Source organism: Vibrio sp. 1CM23M, from assembly GCF_023161755.1.
Lineage (GTDB): Bacteria > Pseudomonadota > Gammaproteobacteria > Enterobacterales > Vibrionaceae > Vibrio > Vibrio coralliirubri.
The window spans coordinates 1-25,092 of the sequence record NZ_JALNTR010000007.1 but is presented as its reverse complement, the minus strand read 5'-3'; the positions used below and the strand labels follow the sequence as shown (position 1 = coordinate 25,092).

Annotated in this window: 22 protein-coding genes; 7 read left to right on the top strand and 15 right to left on the bottom strand. The window is 44.1% G+C overall.

Annotated elements, in window-relative coordinates; genetic code table 11:
• Position 1: 1 nt before the first annotated feature.
• Entirely contained in the window at positions 2 to 1,006 is a 1,005-nt protein-coding gene (locus MSG35_RS18275; RefSeq protein ID WP_048607978.1) for an FAD:protein FMN transferase, read from the top strand.
• 16 nt (positions 1,007 to 1,022) lie between these two features.
• Positions 1,023 to 1,277, top strand: coding sequence for a (Na+)-NQR maturation NqrM (gene nqrM / locus MSG35_RS18270; RefSeq protein ID WP_009848378.1), 255 nt, complete (start codon positions 1,023 to 1,025; stop codon positions 1,275 to 1,277).
• Positions 1,278 to 1,411: 134 nt separating this feature from the next.
• Here the strand turns inward: nqrM and MSG35_RS18265 are convergent, their stop codons facing one another.
• The gene (locus tag MSG35_RS18265) at positions 1,412 to 2,650 is read right to left on the bottom strand and encodes a response regulator (protein ID WP_248384698.1); all 1,239 of its coding nucleotides are present in this window, start codon (positions 2,648 to 2,650) and stop codon (positions 1,412 to 1,414) included.
• Positions 2,651 to 2,814: 164 nt separating this feature from the next.
• Between MSG35_RS18265 and dinB the strand changes: the two genes are divergently transcribed.
• Positions 2,815 to 3,891, top strand: a complete 1,077-nt coding sequence (gene dinB / locus MSG35_RS18260; RefSeq protein ID WP_248384697.1) for a DNA polymerase IV — start codon at positions 2,815 to 2,817, stop codon at positions 3,889 to 3,891.
• A gap of 113 nt (positions 3,892 to 4,004) precedes the next feature.
• On the opposite strand, the gene MSG35_RS18255 is transcribed toward dinB, so the two are convergent.
• Positions 4,005 to 5,906 (bottom strand): methyl-accepting chemotaxis protein, encoded by a 1,902-nt coding sequence (locus tag MSG35_RS18255; RefSeq protein WP_248384696.1) that lies wholly within the window; start codon positions 5,904 to 5,906, stop codon positions 4,005 to 4,007.
• Between the two features lie 256 nt (positions 5,907 to 6,162).
• On the bottom strand, positions 6,163 to 8,097 hold the full coding sequence (locus tag MSG35_RS18250; RefSeq protein ID WP_248384695.1) for a RecQ family ATP-dependent DNA helicase: 1,935 nt from the start codon (positions 8,095 to 8,097) through the stop codon (positions 6,163 to 6,165).
• Between the two features lie 145 nt (positions 8,098 to 8,242).
• On the opposite strand from MSG35_RS18250, the gene MSG35_RS18245 reads away from it, so the two are divergent.
• The 3 genes from MSG35_RS18245 (at position 8,243) to MSG35_RS18235 (ending at position 11,210) form a co-directional block, all read left to right on the top strand.
• Positions 8,243 to 8,716, top strand: coding sequence for a GreA/GreB family elongation factor (locus MSG35_RS18245; RefSeq protein WP_108195598.1), 474 nt, complete (start codon positions 8,243 to 8,245; stop codon positions 8,714 to 8,716).
• 84 nt (positions 8,717 to 8,800) lie between these two features.
• Positions 8,801 to 9,559, top strand: a complete 759-nt coding sequence (locus tag MSG35_RS18240) for a YggN family protein (RefSeq protein ID WP_248384694.1) — start codon at positions 8,801 to 8,803, stop codon at positions 9,557 to 9,559.
• Between the two features lie 289 nt (positions 9,560 to 9,848).
• The gene (locus MSG35_RS18235) at positions 9,849 to 11,210 is read left to right on the top strand and encodes a sodium-dependent transporter (protein ID WP_248384693.1); all 1,362 of its coding nucleotides are present in this window, start codon (positions 9,849 to 9,851) and stop codon (positions 11,208 to 11,210) included.
• A 177-nt stretch (positions 11,211 to 11,387) separates the two neighbouring features.
• Here MSG35_RS18235 and lipA read toward each other — a convergent pair whose 3' ends face one another.
• The 12 genes from lipA to leuS all read right to left on the bottom strand — a co-directional run bounded on the left by lipA (position 11,388) and on the right by leuS (position 24,165).
• The gene (gene lipA, locus MSG35_RS18230) at positions 11,388 to 12,353 is read right to left on the bottom strand and encodes a lipoyl synthase (RefSeq protein WP_017059920.1); all 966 of its coding nucleotides are present in this window, start codon (positions 12,351 to 12,353) and stop codon (positions 11,388 to 11,390) included.
• A 4-nt stretch (positions 12,354 to 12,357) separates the two neighbouring features.
• Entirely contained in the window at positions 12,358 to 13,017 is a 660-nt protein-coding gene (gene lipB / locus MSG35_RS18225) for a lipoyl(octanoyl) transferase LipB (RefSeq protein ID WP_004737632.1), read from the bottom strand.
• A gap of 195 nt (positions 13,018 to 13,212) precedes the next feature.
• A complete protein-coding gene (ybeD, locus tag MSG35_RS18220) occupies positions 13,213 to 13,491 on the bottom strand; it encodes a DUF493 family protein YbeD (RefSeq protein WP_026084358.1) in 279 nt (92 codons plus the stop codon).
• A 232-nt stretch (positions 13,492 to 13,723) separates the two neighbouring features.
• The gene (locus tag MSG35_RS18215; protein WP_017062336.1) at positions 13,724 to 14,905 is read right to left on the bottom strand and encodes a serine hydrolase; all 1,182 of its coding nucleotides are present in this window, start codon (positions 14,903 to 14,905) and stop codon (positions 13,724 to 13,726) included.
• Positions 14,906 to 14,998: 93 nt separating this feature from the next.
• Positions 14,999 to 15,838: a septal ring lytic transglycosylase RlpA family protein gene (locus MSG35_RS18210; protein WP_019820805.1), complete on the bottom strand. Its 840-nt coding sequence runs from the start codon at positions 15,836 to 15,838 to the stop codon at positions 14,999 to 15,001.
• Positions 15,839 to 15,841: 3 nt separating this feature from the next.
• Entirely contained in the window at positions 15,842 to 16,963 is a 1,122-nt protein-coding gene (gene rodA, locus MSG35_RS18205) for a rod shape-determining protein RodA (RefSeq protein ID WP_017062334.1), read from the bottom strand.
• Positions 16,963 to 18,855 carry a penicillin-binding protein 2 gene (mrdA, locus tag MSG35_RS18200; protein ID WP_248384692.1) on the bottom strand — a complete coding sequence of 631 codons (1,893 nt, stop codon included), beginning with the start codon at positions 18,853 to 18,855 and terminating at the stop codon, positions 16,963 to 16,965. Before mrdA ends, rodA begins: the two co-directional genes overlap by 1 nt.
• A 6-nt stretch (positions 18,856 to 18,861) precedes the next feature.
• Positions 18,862 to 19,332, bottom strand: coding sequence for a 23S rRNA (pseudouridine(1915)-N(3))-methyltransferase RlmH (gene rlmH / locus MSG35_RS18195; protein WP_248384691.1), 471 nt, complete (start codon positions 19,330 to 19,332; stop codon positions 18,862 to 18,864).
• 3 nt (positions 19,333 to 19,335) lie between these two features.
• The gene (gene rsfS / locus MSG35_RS18190; RefSeq protein WP_004735247.1) at positions 19,336 to 19,653 is read right to left on the bottom strand and encodes a ribosome silencing factor; all 318 of its coding nucleotides are present in this window, start codon (positions 19,651 to 19,653) and stop codon (positions 19,336 to 19,338) included.
• A 64-nt stretch (positions 19,654 to 19,717) separates the two neighbouring features.
• Positions 19,718 to 20,743 (bottom strand): DNA polymerase III subunit delta, encoded by a 1,026-nt coding sequence (gene holA, locus MSG35_RS18185; RefSeq protein WP_048607954.1) that lies wholly within the window; start codon positions 20,741 to 20,743, stop codon positions 19,718 to 19,720.
• A gap of 12 nt (positions 20,744 to 20,755) precedes the next feature.
• Positions 20,756 to 21,409 carry an LPS assembly lipoprotein LptE gene (gene lptE / locus MSG35_RS18180; protein WP_248384690.1) on the bottom strand — a complete coding sequence of 218 codons (654 nt, stop codon included), beginning with the start codon at positions 21,407 to 21,409 and terminating at the stop codon, positions 20,756 to 20,758.
• A gap of 179 nt (positions 21,410 to 21,588) precedes the next feature.
• Positions 21,589 to 24,165: a leucine--tRNA ligase gene (gene leuS / locus MSG35_RS18175; protein ID WP_248384689.1), complete on the bottom strand. Its 2,577-nt coding sequence runs from the start codon at positions 24,163 to 24,165 to the stop codon at positions 21,589 to 21,591.
• A 263-nt stretch (positions 24,166 to 24,428) separates the two neighbouring features.
• On the opposite strand from leuS, the gene MSG35_RS18170 reads away from it, so the two are divergent.
• Positions 24,429 to 24,899, top strand: coding sequence for a zinc ribbon-containing protein (locus MSG35_RS18170; RefSeq protein ID WP_017062329.1), 471 nt, complete (start codon positions 24,429 to 24,431; stop codon positions 24,897 to 24,899).
• The last annotated feature ends 193 nt before the right edge of the window (positions 24,900 to 25,092 follow it).

The window sequence follows — 25,092 nt, the reverse complement described above, 5'->3', positions numbered from 1 at the left end:
AGTGAGAATTTGGCTTGTTGCATTAACTTCTTTGATTTTTCTTGCGGGCTGTGAGCAGGCAAGAGAGCAAGTGCATTTAAGTGGCCCGACTATGGGCACCAGTTACAATATTAAATACATCAATGGTGATGAATTTCCCGAGTCTAATGAAGTTCATACAGAGATCGATCGTCTACTTGAAGAAGTGAATGATCAAATGTCGACTTACCGTGAAGACTCAGAGCTGAGCCGTTTCAACCAACACAAAGGTGCGGACGCATTCGAAGTATCTGAACAAACCGCTATTGTTGTGAAAGAAGCCATTCGTTTGAACGGTCTTACTGAAGGAGCGTTGGACGTTACGGTTGGTCCATTAGTTAATCTTTGGGGTTTTGGTCCTGAAGCGCGTCCGGAAGTAGTTCCATCAGATGAAGAGCTTGCTGCTCGTAAAGCTAAAGTCGGTATTCACCACTTGAGCGTTGAAGGCAACAAGCTAACTAAAGATTTGCCTAATTTGTACGTCGACCTGTCAACCATTGCAAAAGGTTGGGGCGTTGATGTTGTTGCTGATTACCTTGATTCAATTGGTATTCACAACTACATGGTAGAAGTCGGCGGTGAAATCCGTTTAAAAGGCCTTAACCGCGAAAGTGTAGGCTGGCGTATTGCCATCGAAAAGCCAAGTATTGACGAGCGCAACATCCAAGAGATCATCGAACCTGGTGATATGGCGATCGCAACGTCTGGTGATTACCGCAACTATTTTGAGCGTGATGGTGTTCGTTACTCACACATCATCAACCCAGAAACAGGAAAGCCTCTTCATCATAAAGTGGTTTCTGTGACTGTTTTAAACCCGTCTTCAATGACTGCAGACGGCTTATCTACGGGCCTTATGGTCTTAGGTGAGGAAAAAGGAATGGAAGTCGCAAACCAACATAACATCCCAGTGTTCATGGTGGTAAAAACAGCAGATGGCTTTAAAGAAATTGCTTCTGAAGCATTTAAGCCATACTTAGGTAAATAAGGTAAGCGAGATAATTATGAATACATTTCTGATTACATTTGGTGTTTTTCTTGCAGTAATCGCAGCGATGTCAATTGGCTACATTATCCAAAAGAAAGTTGTGAAAGGTAGCTGTGGCGGTTTGGGTGCTGTTGGTATTGATAAAGTATGTAACTGCCCTGAACCTTGTGACGCGCGTAAGAAGCGTGAAGCACGTGAAGCTTACCGTGAAGAGAAGCTGGCTGAGCGTCAACAAAAAGAAGCGGCTTGGAGTAAAGACCGTATCGCTTAATTGGTGACAGTCATAAGGGATAGAGTTATCTATGCCCTCAAATTGAAAAGCTCAAGATTATCGTCTTGAGCTTTTTTAGTTTTGAGGTCTAGAAATTAATCTTGGCATACCAAAATGGAAACAAAAGCGAATGACTATTGTTCGATTTGCATGCTGTTACGCGCAAACACTAGTTGGTTTCTACCTTGCTCTTTTGCCGTATAAAGAAGCTCATCAGCGGCTTTGATCTGTTCATCTAACTTCGCGTCTAAATCGGTTACGCCGATACTGATACTGACCTTGATTCTTTGAGAGTCATGCTCAACAACATGGCTTTCAATCGCTTCTCTCATGGACTCTAAGTTGTCAACAAAGCTCTCAAATGCACCGCATGACTGAATACAAAACTCTTCACCACCGAAGCGCACAGCGACATCGTCTTTGAAATGATTTTTGATGATTTTCCCCACATCGATCAGCACAGCATCACCACCATCGTGGCCAAAGGTGTCATTCACTTTCTTAAAGAAGTCGATGTCCATCATCGCGATGTTTCGTTGATCACAGCCTTTACAAGGATGATTGAACAGGTAGCGACGATTCCATAAGCCAGTAAGAGCATCCTCGTTGGCATGTCGAAACAGCTCATTGGCCGCTTCTTTCATATCAAGCAGTTGATGGATTCGGCAGAAAAACTCTTCTTGGTTAAAAGGCTTGTAAAGAAAGTCGTTAGCCCCCGCTTTAAGGAATCGAGCTGTCATGGTGCGGTCATCGCTGCCCGATAACCCTAGAATAGCCAACTGGTTCCTGTCGTGATCGCGTCGAATCTCACGGATCATCGCTATACCGTCTTTCTTCGGCATATCATGGTCTGTAACAACGAATGTAATATCAGGGTCGTTATGAAGAAGCTTTAATGCTTGTTCGCCATCTTCGGCTTGGATTGTTTGGATATATTGGTGTTCTAGAAGTTGAACTATGTAACGGCGAACGACCGCTGAATCATCGACAACCAATGCTTTGTGGTAGCGATTATTCGAAATTCTTTGAACTAGAGGGAGTAGGTAGCTTACTGATGACATACTGTCTTTAAGTATGTAATCGATAACGCCTTTGGCTAGGACTTGCTCTCGCAGTTGATTGTCAAACATCCCGGTCAGGACAATGATTTTCTGTTGGTAGCCTAAGACGAGGTCAATGATCTCACCGTCTTGCCCGTCAGGTAAGCAGTAATCCAATACGGCACACAAGAAATCCGTCTCTTGTTCCAAGATGTTTTTTGCTTCTGCAATCGATTCAGCAACTGCTACCTCATAACCGCTATTTTTAAGCTGTTGGTACAGGTAGTTGCGGAATGCTCGGCTATCTTCCACTACTAGTATTTTTTCACTCACAAGCGATCCCTACTTATAGACTAAATACTCGTTAACAATAGTATCAGAAGAGCTCATGGCTATTGAAGCGAAACCTCTTTAGCTGGACTCGAGATCGTTTTAAATCTGATAATAATTGGATTATACTGTTTATAGATACAGTTGTAAGGTCGAGTAATTCCTAGATGTGTAGCGCGGGTGAAGAGAAAGTAAGAAAAATAATTCATGTTGATATGGATTGTTTTTACGCGGCTGTAGAAATGCGTGATAACCCTGCTTACCGAAATCGCCCGTTAGCTGTTGGTGGGCATGAAAAGCAACGCGGTGTTTTGAGTACCTGTAATTATGAAGCCCGCAAGTTTGGTGTTCGCTCTGCAATGCCGACAGGAAAAGCCCTACAGCTTTGTCCTAATCTGTTGGTTGTGCCGGGAAGAATGTCGGTCTATGTTGAGATATCTAAAAAAATCCGCGAAATCTTCTCTCGATACACATCAATCATTGAGCCTCTTTCCTTGGATGAAGCTTTCCTTGATGTCACCGATTCTAAGCAGTGCCACGGTTCAGCAACACTTATTGCCGAGTCGATTCGCCGTGATATCTGGAATGAGCTTAACCTGACCGCTTCTGCAGGAATTGCGCCGATTAAATTCTTGGCCAAAGTAGCCTCGGATCTGAATAAGCCCAATGGTCAGTTTGTTATCCCTCCACAGGACGTTCAAGCTGTGATTGATGAGCTGCCACTTGAAAAGATTCCCGGTGTTGGCAAGGTGAGCATTGAAAAGCTGCATCAAGCGGGTTTCTTTACTTGTAAGGATATTAAAGAGTCTGATTATCGAGACCTGCTACTCAAGTTTGGCCGCCAAGGTGCATCACTCTGGAAGCGCAGTCATGGCATTGATGATCGAGAAGTTATCATCGAGCGCGAGCGAAAATCGGTAGGCGTAGAGCGCACCTTCACTCAAAATATTTCAACTTACGCTGAATGTTGGCAGGTAATCGAAGACAAGCTATTTCCTGAACTCGAAACTCGCTTAGAAAAAGCCAGCCCAAGTAAAGCGATTATCAAGCAGGGCATTAAGCTCAAGTTCGCCGACTTTCAACAAACCACGATTGAACACATCCACGCCTCTCTCGATCGTGAACACTTCAAAGAACTTCTAAGTGAAATACTGAAAAGACAAAAGGGGCGAGAAATACGCCTGCTTGGTTTAAGCGTAATGCTGCAACCCAAAGACCAAATGCGTCAGTTGAGTTTTTTTTAGAGTGGGCACCCGTCATATGAATTTCGTGGTGCGACATATTTCCCAATGTGTTTCGGCGTTCGTTACTCGAACGCCTTATTGAGCGTGTTTTGTTTGGATTATTAGCGAAGTTATTATGAGTCTCGGCCTCTGTTACCTATCTGACTAATATTGAAAAAGGCTAACACCTCTTTGAGTTCTGCCGTTTTTTCTGAAATAACGATATTGGCGTCTTGAGTATGTTGAGCACTGGTTACACTGTTTTTTACTGTTGTGTTAATACCTTCAATACGTTCGGTAATATCTTGCGTCACGATACTTTGCTCTTCTGAGGCAGAAGATACCATGGTGTTCATTTCAGATATTTCTATAACTTGTTGTCTGATATCGGAGAAGGCTTGTGAAAGTTCAAGCATCATTTCTTGCGAGCGTTGAACCAATACCGTATTTGAAGACATGTATTCGTCAGCTTTTCTGGACTGAGATTGAAGTTGTGTGATGATGTTTTTGATATCCACCGTAGATACTTGAGTTCTCTTTGCAAGAGATCTTACTTCATCAGCGACTACTGAAAATCCACGTCCATGTTCTCCAGCACGCGCTGCCTCTATTGCGGCATTTAAAGCAAGTAAGTTTGTTTGCTCTGATATTGAGTTGATAACTTCAACCACCGAGTTTATGTGTTCAGAATGCTCCCTTAGTTCATTTACGATAATGGCTGATTCTGCCATCGCTGAACTCACATCATGATTTATATTATCGGCTTCGCTGATTACGTTGGCACTGGTTTCAATAACCTGCATAGTGGCTTTCGCCATTCTGTCTGCGTGCGCAGCGTTGTCTGATACGCTAGACGCAGCTGCTGATAACTCAGTTGCAGCAGTTGCTACTTGTTCTACATTATTAAACCCAGAGCTTGCATTGGTGTTTGTATCATCGATTAGCTGTTCTATCTTAGTTTGTTGTACGGCTAAATCTGACATCTTAATATTCGACTGTTCGACAATATTAGAGATACTTTCCTGTAACCGTTGTAATGAAGTTTGTACCTGATCGAGTTCGTTATTACTAGAGTTGGACTCAATAGGAGTGAATTCGCCGACGGACATTTTTTCAAGCGTTGATACCATAATTGGTAGGTTTCTAAGCTGTCTTTGAATAGCGACATAAACAGTTATCATCAGTAAAATACCAATACATGCGAACAACCCTATGATCCCTGTCATTAGGCTTTTATTCATAGTGTCTTCATGACTTTGGTTAGTCCATGCAAACAAGTCGTAGCTATCTGTCAGTGGCTGCTTGGATACTGTGTACGGTTCGTCAGATCCCTCAGCTTTATATAGATAGGGGGTGTTGGTCAGTGTTGTAAAGTTTGGACGTAAATCATAGATATTTTTATTCACCCAGCCTGTTTCTCTGGTTGAGGCGTCTGCCATCACAATCTCGCCATCTTTTGTTGTAATAGCAAATTCGACACCAAACTCTGGCATTAACTCAGACAGTGTTATATCAACACCAAATACTCCAACTAACTGTCCACTTCTCTTAATTGGTGCAGATACTGAAATAACTCGTTCACCTGTGTTACTAACATAGGGAGCTGATATATAGCTAGTATTGTCTTTTGCGGATATGGCGAGAAACCACTCTCTTTGCATTTCGATAACATTAAAATCCTTCACCCAGCCTTTGGATAGTGCGCTAAATGGGGTGCCATTAATGTCTGCAAAATAAACATCGATAAAAGCAGGGTTTGCGGAATGAACTCTATCTAACACTCGGAGCGTTCGAGATTCGTCAAAAGGGGCGTCGGTTCCGTAATATGGAAGTAGAAACGCGAATTGTTGAATCATAGACTTTGTATCTTCTAGGTTCGACTCAAACGTTTGAGAAACAACACTGACCACTTCGTCGTTATTAACTTGAATGTTTTCCCATTTCCAGTTGTTGAGATAGTGATTTGCAGATGTTAATGCGACCAAAAATAAACCGAGCATAACTATAAGAAAAGATAGAGATATCTTCTTGACCATTCTATGGTTCCTTTAATACAAAATAGAGGGTATTAATCAAAATTTGAAAGTTGGCCGATTGTTAATCAATTTGAAATGGTGTCTAGTTTTTGAAGGTTATTGATTGTTTTTGAGGTTTTTAATGGCAGGAATGATTAAATTGGTCGCAGTTTATAGAAGAGAAGAAAGCTTGAATCTCGGGGCTAAGGAATCTAAGCCATATGTAACCGACTAGATTTGATAACCTAGTCGGTTTTTTCTAAACAAGGAAGTTGGGTTACCTAGGAAGCTGTTTAACTCGCGCTAAGGTATCACTGAATGGTTGCTGCTCTAGCTTGCCGTAACCGACCATTTTACTGGCTTTGAGTTTGGTTGAAAGCGGGGTTGCGATTCCACATAAGAAGCGAGTAATCGCCTCGTCGGTAATCAGTTGTTGGCTAGCAGAAATAAACTCATGTATCCATGTCATCACCGTCTCATCATCGACAGGTTCAACATCAACGGTTGGTAAGATTGCCACTTCTCCTCGACATACAGAGCAATGACCGCAGTTTGTAGGTGCTTTATCATCGGCAAAATAACTCGCAAGGCGTGAGCTTAGGCAAGTATCCGCCTCAAAGAAGTTCAGCATCTGGTTAAGACGGTTTATCTCGCTGTTTTCTTTTGCTTTAAACAACTCAGTTAGACGCTCTGACAGTTGCATCATATCTTCAGAAGTATTGTGGATCGCGTAGACATCGGTGATCTGCTTGCTTTCCAGTTCAATCCAACCTTGTTCGTTGAAGTAGTCGATAGCCGCAATCACACGCTGACGATCGGCTTGGAAGTGTGTCCAAAGCGCATCGAAGTCGACTTGGCACCACACTCTTGCCTGAGGTGAACATTGGAAGATCGCTTCTACAAACTGACGGCGTTCATTTTGGAACTGTTCGGTGATTTGTTGTTTCGGGCGAATGAACTTAAATTTGTAGTCTGCGAAGTAGCTGTACTTGGGTTCAATCACGCCTTCAATTTCGAGATACACCAGCAGTGTTTTTAGCGGTAATTGACGAATGTTGGATTCACGTGATAATTGGTTAAGCATGATCTCCCATTGATTCGAGCCTGAAGCACCAGTGCTTTGATTTCCGTAGATCTCTTTTAATACCGCTTGGATCGATATGTTGTCTGGCGTATCACCAAAAACGAAGTTCTCGAGTGTGCTTAAACCATGTTTGTTAGCCAGTAAAATACATTCAGACGCTTGCCCATCTCGGCCAGCTCTGCCGATCTCTTGTGAGTAGTTCTCTATCGATTTTGGTAAGTCAAAGTGAATAACTCGGCGAATATTGGACTTATCCACGCCCATACCAAACGCAATGGTTGCCACGATACAGCTCACGTCATCATTCATGAATTGGTGCTGAATTGCATCTCGGTTTTCAGGTTTAAGACCCGCATGGTAAGCCACGGCATTAACGCCAGCGTTACGAAGTTGCTGAGCCACCATCTCGGCTGTTTGTTGAAGGGTGACATAAACAATAGTAGGAGCGAGAGAAGCTTGGTTAACCACATTGCACAAGGTTTCTAGCTTGCTAGTTTGCTCGCAAGGTTGAATCGACAGGTCGAGGTTTTGACGATAGAAACCCGTAACCACCACGCGCTCCTCATCAATTTCAAACTTTGACTTCATGTCTTGGATAACCGAGGTGGTTGCGGTGGCTGTCAGTAGCAGAACCTGAGGAATATTGAGCTGCTTTTGGTATTGAGGAAGCTTCAGGTAATCGGGTCTGAAGTTGTGTCCCCATTCTGAAATACAGTGCGCTTCATCTACCACCAGTAACGAGATCGGCACTTGAGAGATAAACTGACGAAAGCGTTCGTTCTTCAAGCGCTCAACGGAGATCATGAGGATCTTGGTGTCACCGTTACGTACCGACTGCATAACCTGTTGTGTGGTTTGTCTGTCTTGGCTTGACTCGATTGCAGCTGCACTAATACCTTTACTGTGCAGGAAAGCGAGTTGGTCTTTCATCAAGGCTAACAGCGGCGATATCACCAAGGTTAAGTGCGGTAACTCTAATGCTGGTAATTGATAGCACAGCGATTTACCTGAGCCTGTCGGGAATATCGCGGCAGTCGAGTGACCAGATAGAACGTTATCAATGACTTGCTTTTGCCCATTACGCAGTGAGTCGAATCCGAATACTTGTTTTAGCTTCTGCTCAATCATTTATGTTCTACCTGAGTTATTAAGTGTCGTATTGATGCTAAAGCGGGCGCCTATTCATGATAGCGTCGCTTGATGAATCAAATGTCTTGCACCTGATTGTACCTAATTCTATTCTGTAGCTCCTATAGAAAAGCACTCCAATAGTATGAATAAGTCTGAGCTTCGCCAAATAATCATAGAGCAACTCGAATCCCGATTACGTATCGCACAATCTGCGACTCAGCGTGCGATTGATGCTGCGACAGATGAAGAGACTGTGCCTGAACATAAGTACGATACATTGGCGCTAGAAGCTTCGTATCTTGCCCATGGCCAAGCCGTAAGAGTGCAAGAGTGTGAAGACGATATTCAGTGTTATCGTAACTTAGTGTTGCGCGACAGTGAGCGAATTACGGTGAGCAGCTACGTTGTGGTCATTGACGAGCATGATCAATATAAACATTTCTTTATGGGGCCGAGAGTCGGCGGACTTTCTGTCACGTGGAATGAGAATGAGATTGCCATCGTGACGGCAAATGCACCTTTCGGTCAGGCTCTAATGGGTAAAGAAGTTGGCGATGAGATTGAATTTAAGGTCGCTGATAAACAGTTTTGCTATGAAGTTATCTCTATCGACTAACTGGTTGGTCGATATTAAACGTTTCTCTGACAAAGAAGCATATACCAAGGGTATAGTAATCTGTCAGATTGATGAGAGGATGTTATGAAAAACAATGTATTAATTGCATCACTAACAGCGGTTATCGCTGTTGTGAGCCTGCCAACGTTTGCAGCGCAGTGTCGAGTTGATTTGAAAAATGAACTACGAATCGATGATCAAAAAGTCGAAATCCATCAAGTGAATGGTGATACGGCCGTTTTTGATGATAACAACGATCTCTATATCCATGGTGAGAAGGTTGAGCTTGATGCCGACCAACAAGCGGCGATTGAGAAATACCGCGAAAACATGAGTGAGTACTTACCTCGAGCGAAACAAATGGCGAACGATAGCTTAGCGTTAGCCAATGACGTGATTGATGATATCGCGGCTAGCCTAGATTCACCTGAGTCATTTGATAATGTAAAAGAATCAATGAAAACCTACTTTGCAGAACTGGAAGCGCGTTACTACAAAGATGGCGAGTTAGTGCTACCAGCAGAAAGCTTTGATTCGATGGCCAATGGTTGGTCTGAAGATTTCGAGAAGGCTAAAGAGATCTTTAACCAAGAGTTTATCTCGAGTGCTTTCAATGCGATGTCTGAAAAGATGAAGCAAGAGGGTGGACTAAACCTGACTGAACTGGCAGATAGCATGGCTGAATTAAAGCTTAAAGTTGAAGAGCGAATGAAAGAACACTCTCAACAAGTACAAGAAGAAGCAAACGAGTTCTGTGATTCTCTTGATGAGATGGCGGAACAAGAGCAAGAGTTGCATGAAATCATTCCGAACCTAAAAGACTATCAAGTCTTCACGATCTAATCTGGATCAACTTGTGAACAGCAAGAGCACCGACTGGTGCTCTTTTTGTTTGTATAAATGGAACCACACGGCGAGTATTTATCTCAATTTAATCCATTTCCTTCTCAAGCCTGCCACCTCGCTTTATTGCTTTTAATTGAACGATAAGACTGGTCATTTGTTAATTTTGTGGTTCTAAATAGCGCATTGATTGTAAAAATCAGAGAATTGTTCATTTATTTGTTGTGCCTATCATTGCTTTTTATTACTGTACTTCCCAACTAGTTCACTGATTTTTAATGCGGGCGATATGGACCAACAATCTTCCTCTTCAAGAGAGCACTTTAGCTCTCGTTTGGGTTTTATTTTAGCAGCGGCCGGTGCAGCCGTTGGCTTGGGTAATATTTGGGGTTTCCCAACTCAAGTTGCCAGCAACGGTGGTGGTGCTTTTCTGCTTGTTTACCTAATCATGATCTTCGTGGTTGCTTTCCCTATGCTGGTGGTAGAGATGGCTATCGGCCGTCACGGCCAAGCAAACCCAGTTGATAGCATGCGATCTTTGACGACAAACCCTTTGGGTAAGAAAGTCGGTGAGTTTGTCGGTTGGGTTGGACTGAGTGTACCAAGTGCAGTGTTAGCCTTTTATAGCATTGTTGGCGGTTGGTTGATCTGCTTCCTAATTGGTGCGGTCGCGGATCTTATCGGTCTAGAAGCGATTGCTGATTGGTTTAAAGGCTTCAGTGTTGAGCGAAACGTATTTGGTACCGTCGCGTTCTATGTACTGACTATCTTAATTGTGCAGGGCGGTGTTAAGCAAGGCATTGAGAAGTGGTCGACTCGTTTGATGCCTGCGCTGTTTGTTTTATTTGGCCTATTGTTCGTGTACATCATGACGCAATCAGGCGCGATGGAAGGCCTAAAGCATTACCTAGTGCCAGACTTTGAGAAAGTGTGGGATAGAAAGCTGATCCTAGCGGCAATGGGGCAGGGTTTCTTCTCGCTAACGATTGGTGGCTGTTCAATGCTGGTTTATGGCTCTTACTTAAGTAAGAAAGAGAACCTGCCAAAAATGGCGATGAACGTAACCTTGGTTGATACTGCTGTTGCCTTTATTGCGGGCTTAGTAGTTATGCCTGCGATGTTTGTTGCGATGCAAAAAGGCGTTCAAATCTACGCTGAAGACGGCTCACTATTAAGTTCTGACACGCTAGTGTTCACGGTTCTGCCGTTGATGTTTGATAGTTTAGGTGTGCTTGGCCAGATCTTCGCAATTGTGTTCTTCTTATTACTAACGATTGCTGCACTGACTTCTTCTATTTCGATGCTTGAAGGCCCGGTTGCGCTAGTGAGTGAGCGTTTCAATACTAGACGTACGCCAACAAGCTGGGTAATTGGTGGTGCTATCGCGCTGTTTAGTGTGGTGATTGTTTACAACTTTGCTGCGATGTTTGGCATGGTTGCGATGATTGCGACTCAGTACCTTCAACCGGTCGCTGCATTGATGTTCTGTGTGTTTGGTGGTTGGGTATGGAGCCGAGCTTCGAAAGTGAAAGAGCTTGAGCAAGGTTGCCCTGACTTTCAACTTGGTTGGTTTGGTAAGGTTTGGCCTATGTATGTGAAGTTCGTGTGTCCAATCTTGGTAGCAACGGTTATCTGGGCTTCTTTCGGCTAATTAGCCATTATTGTCCATTTGCCTATTGTTCACTCGTCTTAATTTAACAAAGCCGCTCTCATAGAGCGGCTTTGTTGTATCTGAATGATGGCGATGTAACGTGACAGTTTGTCGATACTAAAAAGGCGCATACCTGAGGGGATGCGCCTTTCAAATAGAGGGGAGTTAAGTAATGGCTTACTTAATTTCCATACCTTGAGCTTGCAAGTCTGCATGGTAAGAAGAACGTACAAATGGACCACAAGCTGCGTGAGTGAAGCCAAGCTCTAGAGCAATCTCTTTCAGCTCATCGAACTCAGAAGGCGGCACGTAGCGTTCTACTGGTAAGTGGTGGCGGCTTGGTGCTAGGTATTGACCTAGTGTCAGCATAGTCACACCATGTTCGCGAAGGTCTTTCAGTACTTGAACGATCTCTTCTTTTGTCTCACCAAGACCCATCATCACACCTGATTTTGTTGGGATATCAGGGTGCTGCTCTTTGAATTTCTTCAGTAGATCAAGAGACCACTTGTAGTTCGCACCTGGACGCGCTTTACGGTATAGACGTGGCGCTGTCTCTAGGTTGTGGTTGAAAACATCTGGCGGGTTGTCTTTCATTAGATCAAGTGCAACGTCCATACGACCGCGGAAGTCTGGAACCAGTGTTTCTATACGAATATTTGGGTTTAGTTCGCGAATCTCACGGTTACAGTCAGCAAAGTGCTGAGCACCGCCGTCACGCAAGTCATCACGGTCAACTGAAGTGATTACTACGTACTTCAGTTTCATGTCTTTAATCGTCTTAGCCAGTTTCTTCGGCTCTTCTGCTTCAGGAGCAACTGGACGACCATGGGCAACATCACAGAACGGGCAGCGACGAGTACAGATAGCGCCAAGAATCATAAACGTTGCCGTACCGTGGTTGAAACACTCGGCTAGGTTAGGGCAAGACGCTTCTTCACAAACTGAGTGCAGGTTGTTTTTGCGCATTGCTGATTTGATTTCTTGAATACGATGGCTGTCTGAAGGAAGTTTAATTTTCATCCATTCAGGCTTACGTAGAACTTCTTTCTGTTCAGCAGGCATATTCTTTACGGGAATTAATGCCATTTTGTCAGCGTCACGATATTTAACGCCTTTTTCCATTTGGATTGGTTTGCTCATGATTTTATGCTTCTGCTGTAATGTTACTGGTGGCTTGAATGTCTACTTGGTCATAGCCGAGTAGCTCTACGAGCTCTTGTATTAACTGTTGCTCAACGTTTTCTAGTTCACTTGGTCCGCCGAGTTGGCTTACCTGCGCCATTTCCATACCTTGGTAACCGCATGGGTTAATACGTAGGAATGGAGACAGGTCCATATCGACGTTGAGTGCTAGCCCGTGGAACGAGCAGCCACGTCGAATACGTAATCCGAGTGAACAGATTTTCTTGCCATCGACATAAACACCAGGAGCGTCAGGTCGGGCAGCTGAATCTATATTGTAAGCTTTCAGAGTATTGATTACGAGGTTCTCGATATGAGTAACCAAATCACGCACTCCGAATTTCTTGCGGCGGATGTTAATCAAAAAGTAAGCGACTAATTGGCCTGGGCCGTGGTAAGTCACTTGGCCACCGCGATCGCTTTGTATTACAGGGATATCACCGGCATTTAATACATGCTCGGCTTTGCCTGCTTGTCCTTGAGTGAAGACTGGGTTGTGTTCAACCAACCAAACTTGGTCTACGTCTTCTTCCGTGCGTTCGTCTGTGAACTTATGCATGGCTTTCCATACAGGTTCGTAATCCTGACGGCCTAATTTTTTTACGATTAGCTTATTTTGCAAAGCTGCACTCCCTCAAGGATTAATAAAGTGAACGCATTATAAACGCGAAACATGATTCTAACTACAGACGGACTGCAAGGTTTTTCAACTTTCTTTGTATTTATTGAAAATTAAGTTGAATGAATTTGAGCTAGATAGGGTGCTTTAAACAAAAACAGCGGCAATAAGCCGCTGTTTTTCATGTGTAATCGGAGATTACAGAACCATACGAACGATTTCGATCTCGCCCAGTTCTTTATAAAGAGTTTCTACTTGCTCAATTGAAGTCGCAGTAATATTGATAGAAACAGAGTGGTAGTTACCTTTCGCACTCGGTTTTAGCGTTGGGCTGTAGTCACCAGGAGCATGACGCTGGATCACTTCTAGTACTAGCTCAGTCAGTTCTGGCTTAGCGTGGCCCATTACTTTGTAAGTGAATGAACAAGGGAACTCTAAGAGGTCTTTTAGTTTTGCATCAGAATTGATGTTCATGATTAGCTCCAAAAGGCTAGACTCTCGCAAATTGGCGAAATGTCGATAAAAAGCGTGTTCGGTCAACAGACACGAGTAATAAGGCGGAATATTACGTGTAAATATCACCGAACTCAAGATCAACAAAAGCCGCACATGGCGGCTTTTGGTTCGCTAATGAGTAAATCATGAACTTACTCATTAGTTTAGCTATACAACAAGCTTAGGTTTTACCTAGAACAAACCTTTGGCTTGTTTAGAATAAACCCTTGAACAGAAGAACTAGGTAGTCCCATAGACGGCTAAATAGGCTGCCTTGGTCTACATCTTCAAGTGCTAGTAGTGGGTATTCAGCAACGTCTTCACCGTCTACTTGGTAGAATAGTTTACCAACTACATCGCCTTTGCTGATTGGCGCTTCTAGCTCTTTCTCAAGAACGAAGCTTGCCTTCAGGTTCTTAGCTTGACCACGAGGTAGCGTCACGAACGTATCTTCGTCGACACCTAATGCAACAGTGTCCTTGCTACCCATCCAGATCTTCTCTTCTACGAAAGTTTCACCGGCTGTGTGTGGTGCCACTGTTTCAAAGAAGCGGAAGCCGTAGCTAAGCAGTTTTTTGCTTTCTGTTTTACGAGCATTCGCATTCTTGGTGCCCATTACTACGGCAACTAGGCGCATTTTGCCTTCTGTCGCTGAGCTTACTAGGCTGTAACCTGCATTGCTTGTGTGGCCCGTTTTGATGCCATCAACGTTCATGCTCTTATCCCATAACAGACCGTTACGGTTGTATTGGGTGATGCCGTTGTATGTGAATTTCTTCTGTGAGTAGATACGGTACTCGTCTGGTACGTCGCGAATCAGTGCCTGACCAAGTAGCGCCATATCGTAAGGCGTTGAGTATAGGTTCGGGTTGTCTAGACCGTGCACGTTAGCAAAGTGCGTGTCTTTCATGCCGATAGAGCTTGCCCAAGCGTTCATTAGATCAACGAATGCATCTTCAGAGCCAGCGATGTGTTCAGCCATAGCAACACATGCATCGTTACCTGATTGAATGATGATACCGCGGTTCAGTTCTTCAACTTTAACCGTAGTGCCAACTTCAACAAACATCTTAGATGAATCTGGGAAGTTTTTAGCCCAAGCATTTTCACTGATTACAACATCGTCGTTTAGGTTGATGTTGCCACGATCGAGCTCTTGGCCGATCACGTAGCTCGTCATCATCTTGGTTAAACTTGCTGGAGAAAGCTGAGTATTCATCTCTTTCTCTGCTAGTACTTTGCCTGAATGGTAATCCATCAGAACAAAACCTTTAGCGGCGATTTGAGGTGCATCAGGAACAACAATAGGAGCGGCGAATGACGATGTAGCTATCGTTGCAGAAAGAGCAACAGAAGTAGCAAAAATCGATTTAACAAGTTTATTAGATTTAATCATTTTGAATGCAATTATTTGGTGAACTATTCATATATTAACAGAATCACTCTGTCACACCAGAGCGCTGATTACCAGAAGTAACTGTTAGATTAATTAGCGAGTTAGGGTGTGTTTTTTTATATAAGCTGACGGGTAACCCATTAGCTTAACTTGTTCTAATTTCTCTTGAGTCAGAGCATAGTCATGAAATGGCCCAATCATCAGACGGTAGTTGTCATCATTTGGCTGCAAGAACGTTGCTACTTCTAGCTTTTCGGCTAGATCTTTCGCTAACTTCTCTGTTCTATCTTCATGCGGAGATGTCGCGACTTGAATAATAAATTGCGGTAAAGCAGCCTTTTTATTTGCGTCGGTTGGCATAGCCACAGTAATGACTTCAATCTCAACATTTGCTGTGCCGGTTCTCAACACATCGAGCTTGTAAGCTGCCGCATAACTAAGGTCAATGATTCGGCCTTCATGGAATGGGCCGCGGTCATTGATACGAACAATTGTCGTTTTGTTATTGTCGGTATTCGTCACTTTTACATAGCTTGGAATTGGCAATGTTTTGTGCGCCGCAGACATCGAATACATATCGTAGATCTCGCCGTTAGACGTTAAGTGACCATGAAATTTCTTACCGTACCAAGAGGCTTTGCCTTTCTCAGTAAACCCTTCGGTCTTCTTTACGATCTTGTAGTCTTCGCCACGTAAAGTGTAATCCGTGTTACCACCTAAACTATAAGGTTCATACTGAGGGTGAGCATCCTCGAGATGCTCTACTGAGATAGGTGCATCTGGTGCAATATCTGAATCAATATCGTAGCGGCCTGTTGGCTGTTTTGAAGAACAACCATTGATTAAAATCGCTAGCCCCAAGATAGAGACTATTTTTTTGATTGGCAGCTCTTCAACCAAGGATGCTTTTTTTGGAAACGTTGTAATAGACATCGATTAGGTCGCCTTTGAGAATGCTTTTCTGTGTGTATGGATCGACATTAAAATACCAAAACCAGCCATAAGGGTAACCATTGAAGTACCGCCATAACTGACTAGAGGAAGAGGAACACCAACCACAGGTAGAATGCCACTTACCATGCCAATGTTTACAAAAATATAAACGAAGAAGCTCAGGACAATACTGCCGCCCATCATTCGACCGAATGCGGTTTGAGCTTGGCTCGCAAGCACTAAGCCACGTCCAATAATAAACAAGTAGATAGCAAGCAAGAACAATATACCAATCATGCCCCACTCTTCGGCGATGACCGCAAAAATGAAATCGGTGTGACGCTCAGGGATGAACTCTAGTTGAGATTGAGTGCCTTGCAACCAACCTTTTCCTGATATACCACCCGAGCCTATCGCTATCTTACTTTGAATGATGTGGTAACCCGCACCTAATGGATCTGATTCAGGATCAAAAAGGGTTCTTACGCGTACTTTTTGATATTCACGCATTAAGAAGAACCATAAGATTGGGATAAATGCCCCTAACGCGATTGCAGCGCTAGCAATGATTTTCCAGCTGATACCTGCCAGGAATATCACGAAGATACCAGATGCGGCGATAAGGATAGATGTACCTAGGTCAGGTTGTTTTGCGATTAGAATCGTCGGTACAAACACCATCACTAGCGAGATCGCTAATGTTTGGAAGGTGGGCGGAAGTGAGCGCTTACCGATAAATCTTGCTAACATCAAAGGCACCGCGAGCTTTAATAGCTCTGAGGGTTGGAATCGAACAAAGCCGAAGTTTAACCAACGCTGTGCACCTTTAGAGGCTTCACCAAAGAACAACACGCCCAATAGCAAGATGACACCACCTACAAATAGCAGTGGTGCCAAGGTTTCATAAGTACGAGGTGAGATCTGCGCTAGGAAGATCATCACACCTAAAGACAGAGCCATGCGCATCGCCTGGCGATCCATCATCGCAAGGCTTTGTCCGCTTGCGCTGTACATGATCAGCAGGGCAAAGCCCATTAAAACCAGAATGCCAAGCAAAAGCGGCAGGTCGATATGCAGCCTTTCGAATAGGGCTCTATTTCGTCCAGTTGAAGGATCAAGTTTCATTATTTAATTGGCTCACTTTGATAATCTTCTGCAAGGATAATATGGTCTAAAATCCTTCTTACTACTGGGCCGCCGTTAGAAGAACCGCCACCTGCGTTCTCTAGAACGATAGTCACGACGGCTTCAGGATCTTCAAAAGGCGCGTAACCCGTAAAGAGGGCGTGATCGCGTAAGTGCTCTGCGATTTCATCCGCGTTGTACTCTTCATCTTCTTTTAAGCCGAATACCTGCGCGGTACCCGATTTACCCGCGGTTTGGTAAGACATCTTCTGGAATGAACGTCTTGCCGTACCTTTCTTACCGTGGTTAGCCAGCCTCATACCTTCCTGAGCGATATCCCAATACTTCTTCTTAACCCCGGTTAGCGGTGGGTAAGTTTCAATGTCCGACATGATTTGCTCATCGAATGGACGACCGTTATCAATGGTTGAACGAAGTAGGTGAGGTGCGGTTACTTCACCTTCATTGACCAAAACTGATGTGGCTTTTGCAATCTGCATTGGTGTTGCAGTCCAGTAGCCTTGGCCAATACCAACTGGGATGGTGTCACCTTGGTACCAAGGCACACGGTGTCTGGCCATCTTCCAATCACGAGTTGGCATATTGGCTTTGCTTTCTTCATAAATATCGATGCCAGTATAATCACCAAAGCCGAACATCATCATCCATTTGGATATGCGATCAATGCCGAGATCATAAGCAATTTGGTAAAAGAAAGTATCCACTGACTCTTCAATCGCTTTCTCTATATCAACGACGCCGTGTCCCCAACGTAACCAGTCACGGAATGGTCTTGTTTTTGAATTAGGAATCTTCCAATAACCTGGGTCATTACGCGTTGTATTAGGTGTAATCACACCTTCTTGCAGAGCAGCAACAGCAATGAATGGCTTGATCGTCGATGCTGGTGGATAAATACCTAGCGTTGCACGGTTAACCAAAGGGCGGTCTTTGTCTTGAAGCAGGGCGTTATAACCTTTAGACGAAATACCATGTACGAATGCATTTGGGTCGTAGCTTGGGCTTGATACCATAGCTAGCACGCCATTGTCTTTCGGGTCGAGAACGATAGCTGAACCGCGGCGGCCATCAAGCAACTTATGTACGTATAGTTGCAGCTTGATATCTAAGTTGAGCACGATATCTTTCCCCGGAACCGACGGTACAAACTTAAGGGTACGGATCACTCGTCCACGGCTGTTAACTTCGACTTCTTGATAGCCAGCGGTACCGTGAAGCATGTCTTCGTAGTAGCGCTCAATACCAAGTTTACCGATGTCGCGAGTGGCTTGGTAATTGGCGTCTTTCTCTTCGCGAACCAAGCGCTGCATATCACGGTCATTGATGCGCGATACGTAGCCAATCACGTGAGTTAACACATCACCATAAGGGTAGAAACGTTTTAGCGTACCTGTAACTTCAACGCCTGGGAATTTATGCTGATTTACAGAGAAGATCGCAACTTGTTCTTCGGTAAGCTGATTCAGAATCGGTACTGACTTGAAGCGTCGTGAATTGCGGCGATCACGATCAAATCGTTCAATACGCTCTGGTGGGATCTCGATTAATTCTTGTAGACGGACGAGCGTGTCATCCATATCTTTGATTTTTTCTGGCGTGATTTCTAGGTTGAAAACCGGGCGATTTTCGGCAAGAAGTACACCATTACGATCGTAAATCAAACCACGGTTAGGGGCGATTGGAACGACCTTGATGCGGTTATCGTTAGAGCGGGTTTTATAGTCTTGATATTGATTGACCTGAATGTTGTACAGGTTAACAACCAATATCGATATCATGACTATGATCCCCGCAAACGCAACAAAAGCACGATTAGTAAATAGTCGTGCTTCTGCTTTGTAATCACGGATTTGGCTACGTTTACGTAACATTAACGCTTATTCTCGATGATAAGGGTGGTTAGCAGTGATGCTCCAAGCTCGATACAAGCTTTCAGCCATGACAACGCGTACTAATGGGTGAGGGAGAGTAAGCGCAGACAGAGACCAACTTTGGTCTGCAGCCGCTTTACATGCAGGTGCTAATCCTTCAGGCCCGCCGATAAGGATAGAAACGTCGCGTCCATCCAATTTCCAACTTTCCAATTGCTCTGCCAGTTGCGGGGTGTCCCACTTTTTACCTGGGATATCAAGCGTGACAATGCGGTTGCCTTTTGGAACCGCTGCCAACATTGCTTCGCCTTCTTTTTGAAGAATGCGTGCAATATCCGCATTTTTACCGCGCTTTCCCGCAGTGATTTCAATGAGCTCTAATGGCATATCATGAGGGAAGCGGCGTTTGTATTCTTTAAAGCCTTCTTCAACCCACTTCGGCATTTTTGTGCCAACTGCGATTAACTGGATCTTCAAAGCTTAGCCCCAAAGTTTTTCTAGTTGGTACAGTTCACGGTGTTCTTCTTGCATAACGTGAAGCATGCTTGTGCCCATATCTAGAACAACCCATTCACCTTCTTGCTGGCCGTCCATGCCTAGTGGCTGCATACCTGCTTTACGTACTTCATCAGCAACATGCTGTGCAATAGAAGCAACATGGCGCTTAGAGGTACCAGTACAAACAATCATGTAATCAGTAACGCTTGATTTGCCTTCTACATCGATAGTCACAATCGATTCTGCTTTCATGTCGTCGGCTTTGTCTGCAAGAAAATCTTTTAGTTCTTCACGTAACACGGGGTGTTCCTTTAATCTGAATTTAGCTTTTTAGGGGCTGTTGACCCTAGAATATACCACGCTTTTATGCGTGAAATGGTATTGAAGCTGAAGGGATACAAAACTCTACGCTTAACTGATGAATTAGTGGCCAAGGCGACTGCTCATATTGAGTTTTTGTCATCAATTCAGCTTGAGTGAGCAACGCGAACAAAGAGTGTAATTGAGAAATCGAAACTCTTGTTAGCGCGGCGTTATAAAGAGGCTTTTTAGATTGCCAGATACGGTGTTTTTCGAAGACCTGACCAATCGGCATCTGTTTCATTTGTTGCTGCATTTGTAATAGCAGAGCAAGCTCTCGTTGTATGCTACGCAATAAAATGACGGGTTCGACACCTTCGGCTTCTAGCTGACGTAGGATTCGTTGTGCTCGGTTTCCTTTGCCTGCCAATAACGCATCACTCCAATGGAATGGAGTAAAATGGTTGTGTCGACTCAGTGATTCTTCTAAGCGTACTAACGTGAGTTTTCCATCTGGGTATTGGAGAGCCAGTTTTTCTAGGCTTTGGGTCAGAGCAAATAGATTACCCTCATGCCATTGCGCCAGCATTTGAATCGCTTCAGGATCTGGTGTTAAACCGATTTGACGGCAGCGTGCTTGGACAAACTGAGGTAATCGGCTGACATCTGGCGTTAGGCAGCTGACCCAGTGACCCTGATTCGAAAGTGCCTTAAACCACTTAGCGCTTTCTTGAGCTTTGGTTAGCTTAGTGCCTACCAAGATCAGCAGGATATCACTGTGGATATGCTCGGAGATTGCGAGTAGCTCTTTCGCTATTGCGGCATTGACACCTGACTCTGGCAGTTCAAGCTCGATGACCTGACGGCTAGAGAATAGGCTCAGTGCTTGAGTGCAGTCGTAGACTTGATTCCAGTCGAGACTGCTATCAATCGCAAAGCGGTGACGTTCTTCAAAGCCTTGTTGTTTTGCAGCCTTTTGAATCGCTTCTCGGCTCTCTTGCAGCAGTAGAGGTTCGTTACCAAAAATTAGGTAAACATTACTCAACTGTTTAGCCAGTTGCTCTGATAAGCGGTCAGCAAAAATACGCATCAAATAAACCTATTACTCAGCCGAATCGCTAAGTGTTGGTTGTTCTTCTGAAGTTGGTACGATCTCAACGTCGTCAATTTCAACATTCTTGATGTTGTATTGCTTTTCGAGTTCTTTCACTTGAACGTGTTCTAACGCTTCTAAATCCATGCTATCAGCTGCAATGTCCGCTTTTAGTCGAGCCATCTGACGAAGGATTTGGCTTGTTGCCAACTTACGCATCTCATCTTCGATCATGTCTCGTTCAACCGACTTCGCAAGTGCAGTTAACGGGTTATCTAGGTAACTACGGGTTACGCTGGTTGAGAATGTCTTTGAGCCTAGATCTGGGACAGTAACTCGATATCTTGCTCGGAATGTCAGTTCTTTCTCTGCTGCACGAGTGTTTTGGTATAGAGACAGAGTTCGCTCACCTACGCTCTCACTAATAATGTGCAGATTAGGTGTATTCTCAGCCGGTGGTACAATTTCTACATCATTCATACGCAGTTGACCTTTCATCATACGTGTAAACGTACTGTATTGGTCGTAACTGGTTACGGAGATCTTGTTGAGTTCTTCTGGTACGGAGTAATCACCACGCAGGTGGAAACCACAGGCACTTAATAGGCTGACAGTTAAAACAACAACAGTAACTTTCAATGAAGATAGTGAAATCAGGCGCATTATTTGATGGCTCTCATGAAGGTAGAATACTTATTTAAAGGCTTTAGTTCGTTTGAGTGGTTAGGCTCAAGTCTAAAGCACTTAAATAAGTAGACAGGGCAATTAGCTACCCTGTCTACAGACTGCTTTTGATGAATTAAGTTCGTTAATTCTTTAGCAATTACATTGTGCTAACGAAATTAGTTAGCAACGATGTTTAGAAGCTTACCTGGTACAAAGATAACTTTACGAATAGTTAAGCCATCTAGGAACTTCTTAGCGTTCTCATCGTTTAGACCAAGTTCACGAACTTGCTCTTCAGTCGCATCAGCAGCAACAGTCAGTTTCGCACGTAGCTTACCGTTGATCATTACAACGATAGTCTTCTCGTCTTCAACTAGCGCTTTCTCATCGAAAGTTGGCCATGTTGCTGAGTCTACGTTTGATTCACCCAGTGCAATCCACATTTCGTAAGAGATGTGTGGCGTCATTGGGTAAAGCATGCGAACGACAGCTTTTAGTGCTTCATCAAGGATTGCACGATCTTGTACAGACTCTTGAGGGGCTTTCGCTAGCTTGTTCATCAATTCCATGATCGCAGCGATTGCTGTGTTGAACGTTTGGCGACGGCCGATATCGTCCGTTACTTTCGCGATAGTCTTGTGGATATCACGGCGAAGTGCTTTTTGGTCGCCAGATAGCGCAGAAGCATCAACAGATTCAGCTGCACCTTTAGAAGAGTGAGCGTGAACCAATTTCCAAACACGTTTAAGGAAGCGGTTAGCACCTTCAACGCCAGACTCTTGCCACTCAAGCGTCATGTCTGCAGGTGATGCAAACATCATGAATAGACGTACTGTATCAGCGCCGTATTTGTCTACCATCTCTTGTGGGTCGATACCGTTGTTCTTAGACTTAGACATTTTGATCATGCCTGAGTGTTCAACTTCACGGCCTTGATCATCGACTGCTTTTTCGATGCGACCTTTACCGTCACGTTCAACCGTTACGTCAGTCGGTGCAATCCACTCTTTGGTGCCTTTTTCGTTTTCGTGATAGAACGCGTCAGCCAGAACCATGCCTTGACACAGTAGTTGCTTGAACGGTTCGTCAGACGTCACGTAACCAGCATCACGTAGAAGCTTATGGAAGAAACGAGAGTAAAGCAGGTGCATACAAGCGTGCTCGATACCACCAACGTATTGGTCAACTGGTAACCAGTAGTTTGCTTTCTCTGGATCTAGAATGTCGTCTGCTTGTGGAGAGCAGTAACGTGCGTAGTACCAAGAAGACTCCATAAACGTATCGAACGTGTCAGTCTCACGTAGAGCTGGTTCGCCGTTAAATGTTGTTTCAGCCCAAGACTTGTCTGCCTTGATTGGGCTAGTTACGCCATCCATTACTACATCTTCAGGAAGAATGACTGGCAGTTGGTCTGCTGGTACTGGGTGAACTTGACCGTCTTCAGTGGTTACCATTGGGATTGGAGCACCCCAGTAACGCTGACGAGATACACCCCAGTCACGTAGACGGAAGTTTACTGTCTTCTTACCTTTGCCTTCAGCTTCAAGCTTCGCAGCAATTGCATCGAATGCTTCTTGGAACGCAAGACCATCGAATTCACCAGAGTCAAACAGTACACCTTTTTCAGTGTAAGCCGCTTCAGACACGTCTAGTTCAGAACCATCTTCAGGTTTGATTACTGGGATGATATCGATGCTGTACTTAGTTGCGAACTCGTAGTCTCGTTGATCGTGAGCAGGAACCGCCATTACCGCACCTGTGCCATAATCCATAAGTACGAAGTTTGCTACGTATACAGGAACAACACGACCGTTAAGAGGGTGGATAGCCGTTAGGCCAGTATCCATACCTTTCTTTTCCATCGTTGCGAGTTCAGCTTCAGCAACTTTAGTGTTACGACACTCTTCAACGAATGCAGCAAGCTCTGGGTTGTTCTTCGATGCTTTCTCTGCAAGAGGGTGACCTGCAGCGATACCAACGTAAGAAACACCCATTAGAGTATCTGGACGTGTTGTGTACACTTCTAGTGGTGCTTCTTCGCCGTTAACAGCGAAAGATAGCTCAACACCTTCAGAGCGGCCGATCCAGTTGCGCTGCATGGTCTTAACCATTTCAGGCCAACCTTCAAGGTTGTCTAGATCGTCGAGTAGCTCTTGAGCGTACTCAGTGATTTTAATAAACCACTGTGGAATTTTCTTTTGCTCTACTGGAGTGTCACAACGCCAGCAACAACCGTCTTCTACTTGCTCGTTTGCCAGTACTGTTTGGTCGTTTGGACACCAGTTCACTGAAGACGTCTTCTTGTAAACCAGGCCTTTTTCGTAAAGCTTAGTGAAGAACTCTTGTTCCCAACGGTAGTACTCTGGAGTACATGTTGCGAATTCACGGTTCCAGTCGTAACCAAAGCCTAGAAGTTTAAGCTGATTCTTCATGTACTCAATGTTTTCGTAAGTCCATGGTGCAGGCGCTGTGTTGTTTTTAACAGCTGCGTTTTCTGCTGGTAGGCCGAATGCATCCCAACCAATGGGCTGCATTACGTTTTTGCCTTGTAGACGTTGGAAACGAGATACCACATCACCGATGGTGTAGTTACGCACGTGACCCATGTGCAGTCGGCCACTTGGGTAAGGGAACATAGAAAGACAGTAGAATTTTTCTTTGTTTGGGTCTTCACTTACAACGAAAGTCTCGCTGTTATCCCAGTGTTGTTGAACCTTTTGTTCAATCTCTTGCGGGTTATATTGTTCTTGCATCGATGGTATCCGGTTATCTTGGAATTTGTGAGTTCGGTTAGAACAGAATCTTACAGATCGTCATAGAATACCTAAAGGAGCTGAGTACAACAATAGTTATACCCTTCATACTTGCAGTTGCCGCCTAGTAGATTGTGTAATTTTCACTGAATTTCGCAGGGCAACTATACTTAAGAGTATGAATTGCATTTGTTTGTAAGCGGGAGTGCATTGCAGCGCATCCGTTTGCTCACTAAAAGGTTGGTTATCTTAAGGAGGTTGTTATGCCGAAGAAAAAAGCGCTCTATGAAGAAGTCGTCGAAGAGGTGATTGAAACGCTGAAGCATAGCCCTGAAGAGCTCAACAACAAAATCGAAACGTCGGGCAAGTTTGCGAAAGCAGCTAATGATATGACTAAAGATGAGCTTTCATTGATCTCTGCCTACGTGAAGTCGGACTTAAAAGAGTTTTCCGAAAGCTATGAAGAGAGTAAAAGCGGTCCATTCTATTTGATGATTGCGGACTCTATTTGGCAAGGGCTGTTGGATATTACTGATCGTACTAAGGTGGAATGGGTTGAACTGTTCCAAGACTTAGAACACCAAGGCTTGTATCAAGCGGGTGAAGTCATTGGCTTGGGAACCTTAGTATGTGACGAGTGTGGTCACCAAACCGAATATAACCACCCAACCAATATCATTCCATGCATTAAATGTGGTTCTAAAGGGTTTAGTCGTAAAGCCCTTAAACCGTAAGCTTCTGAACCATAGCATATCAACGTAAAACCACAGCAATGAAAAAGGGTTGACCCAATCAGTCAACCCTCAAATCATTTTTCGTCGAATCTCGAATCTCGAATCTCGAATCTCGAATCTGATGTGACCCCATAAAAGTAGACACTTAATACAGAGCATTGAGTGTCATGAAAGTAAAATCACAAAGACAATA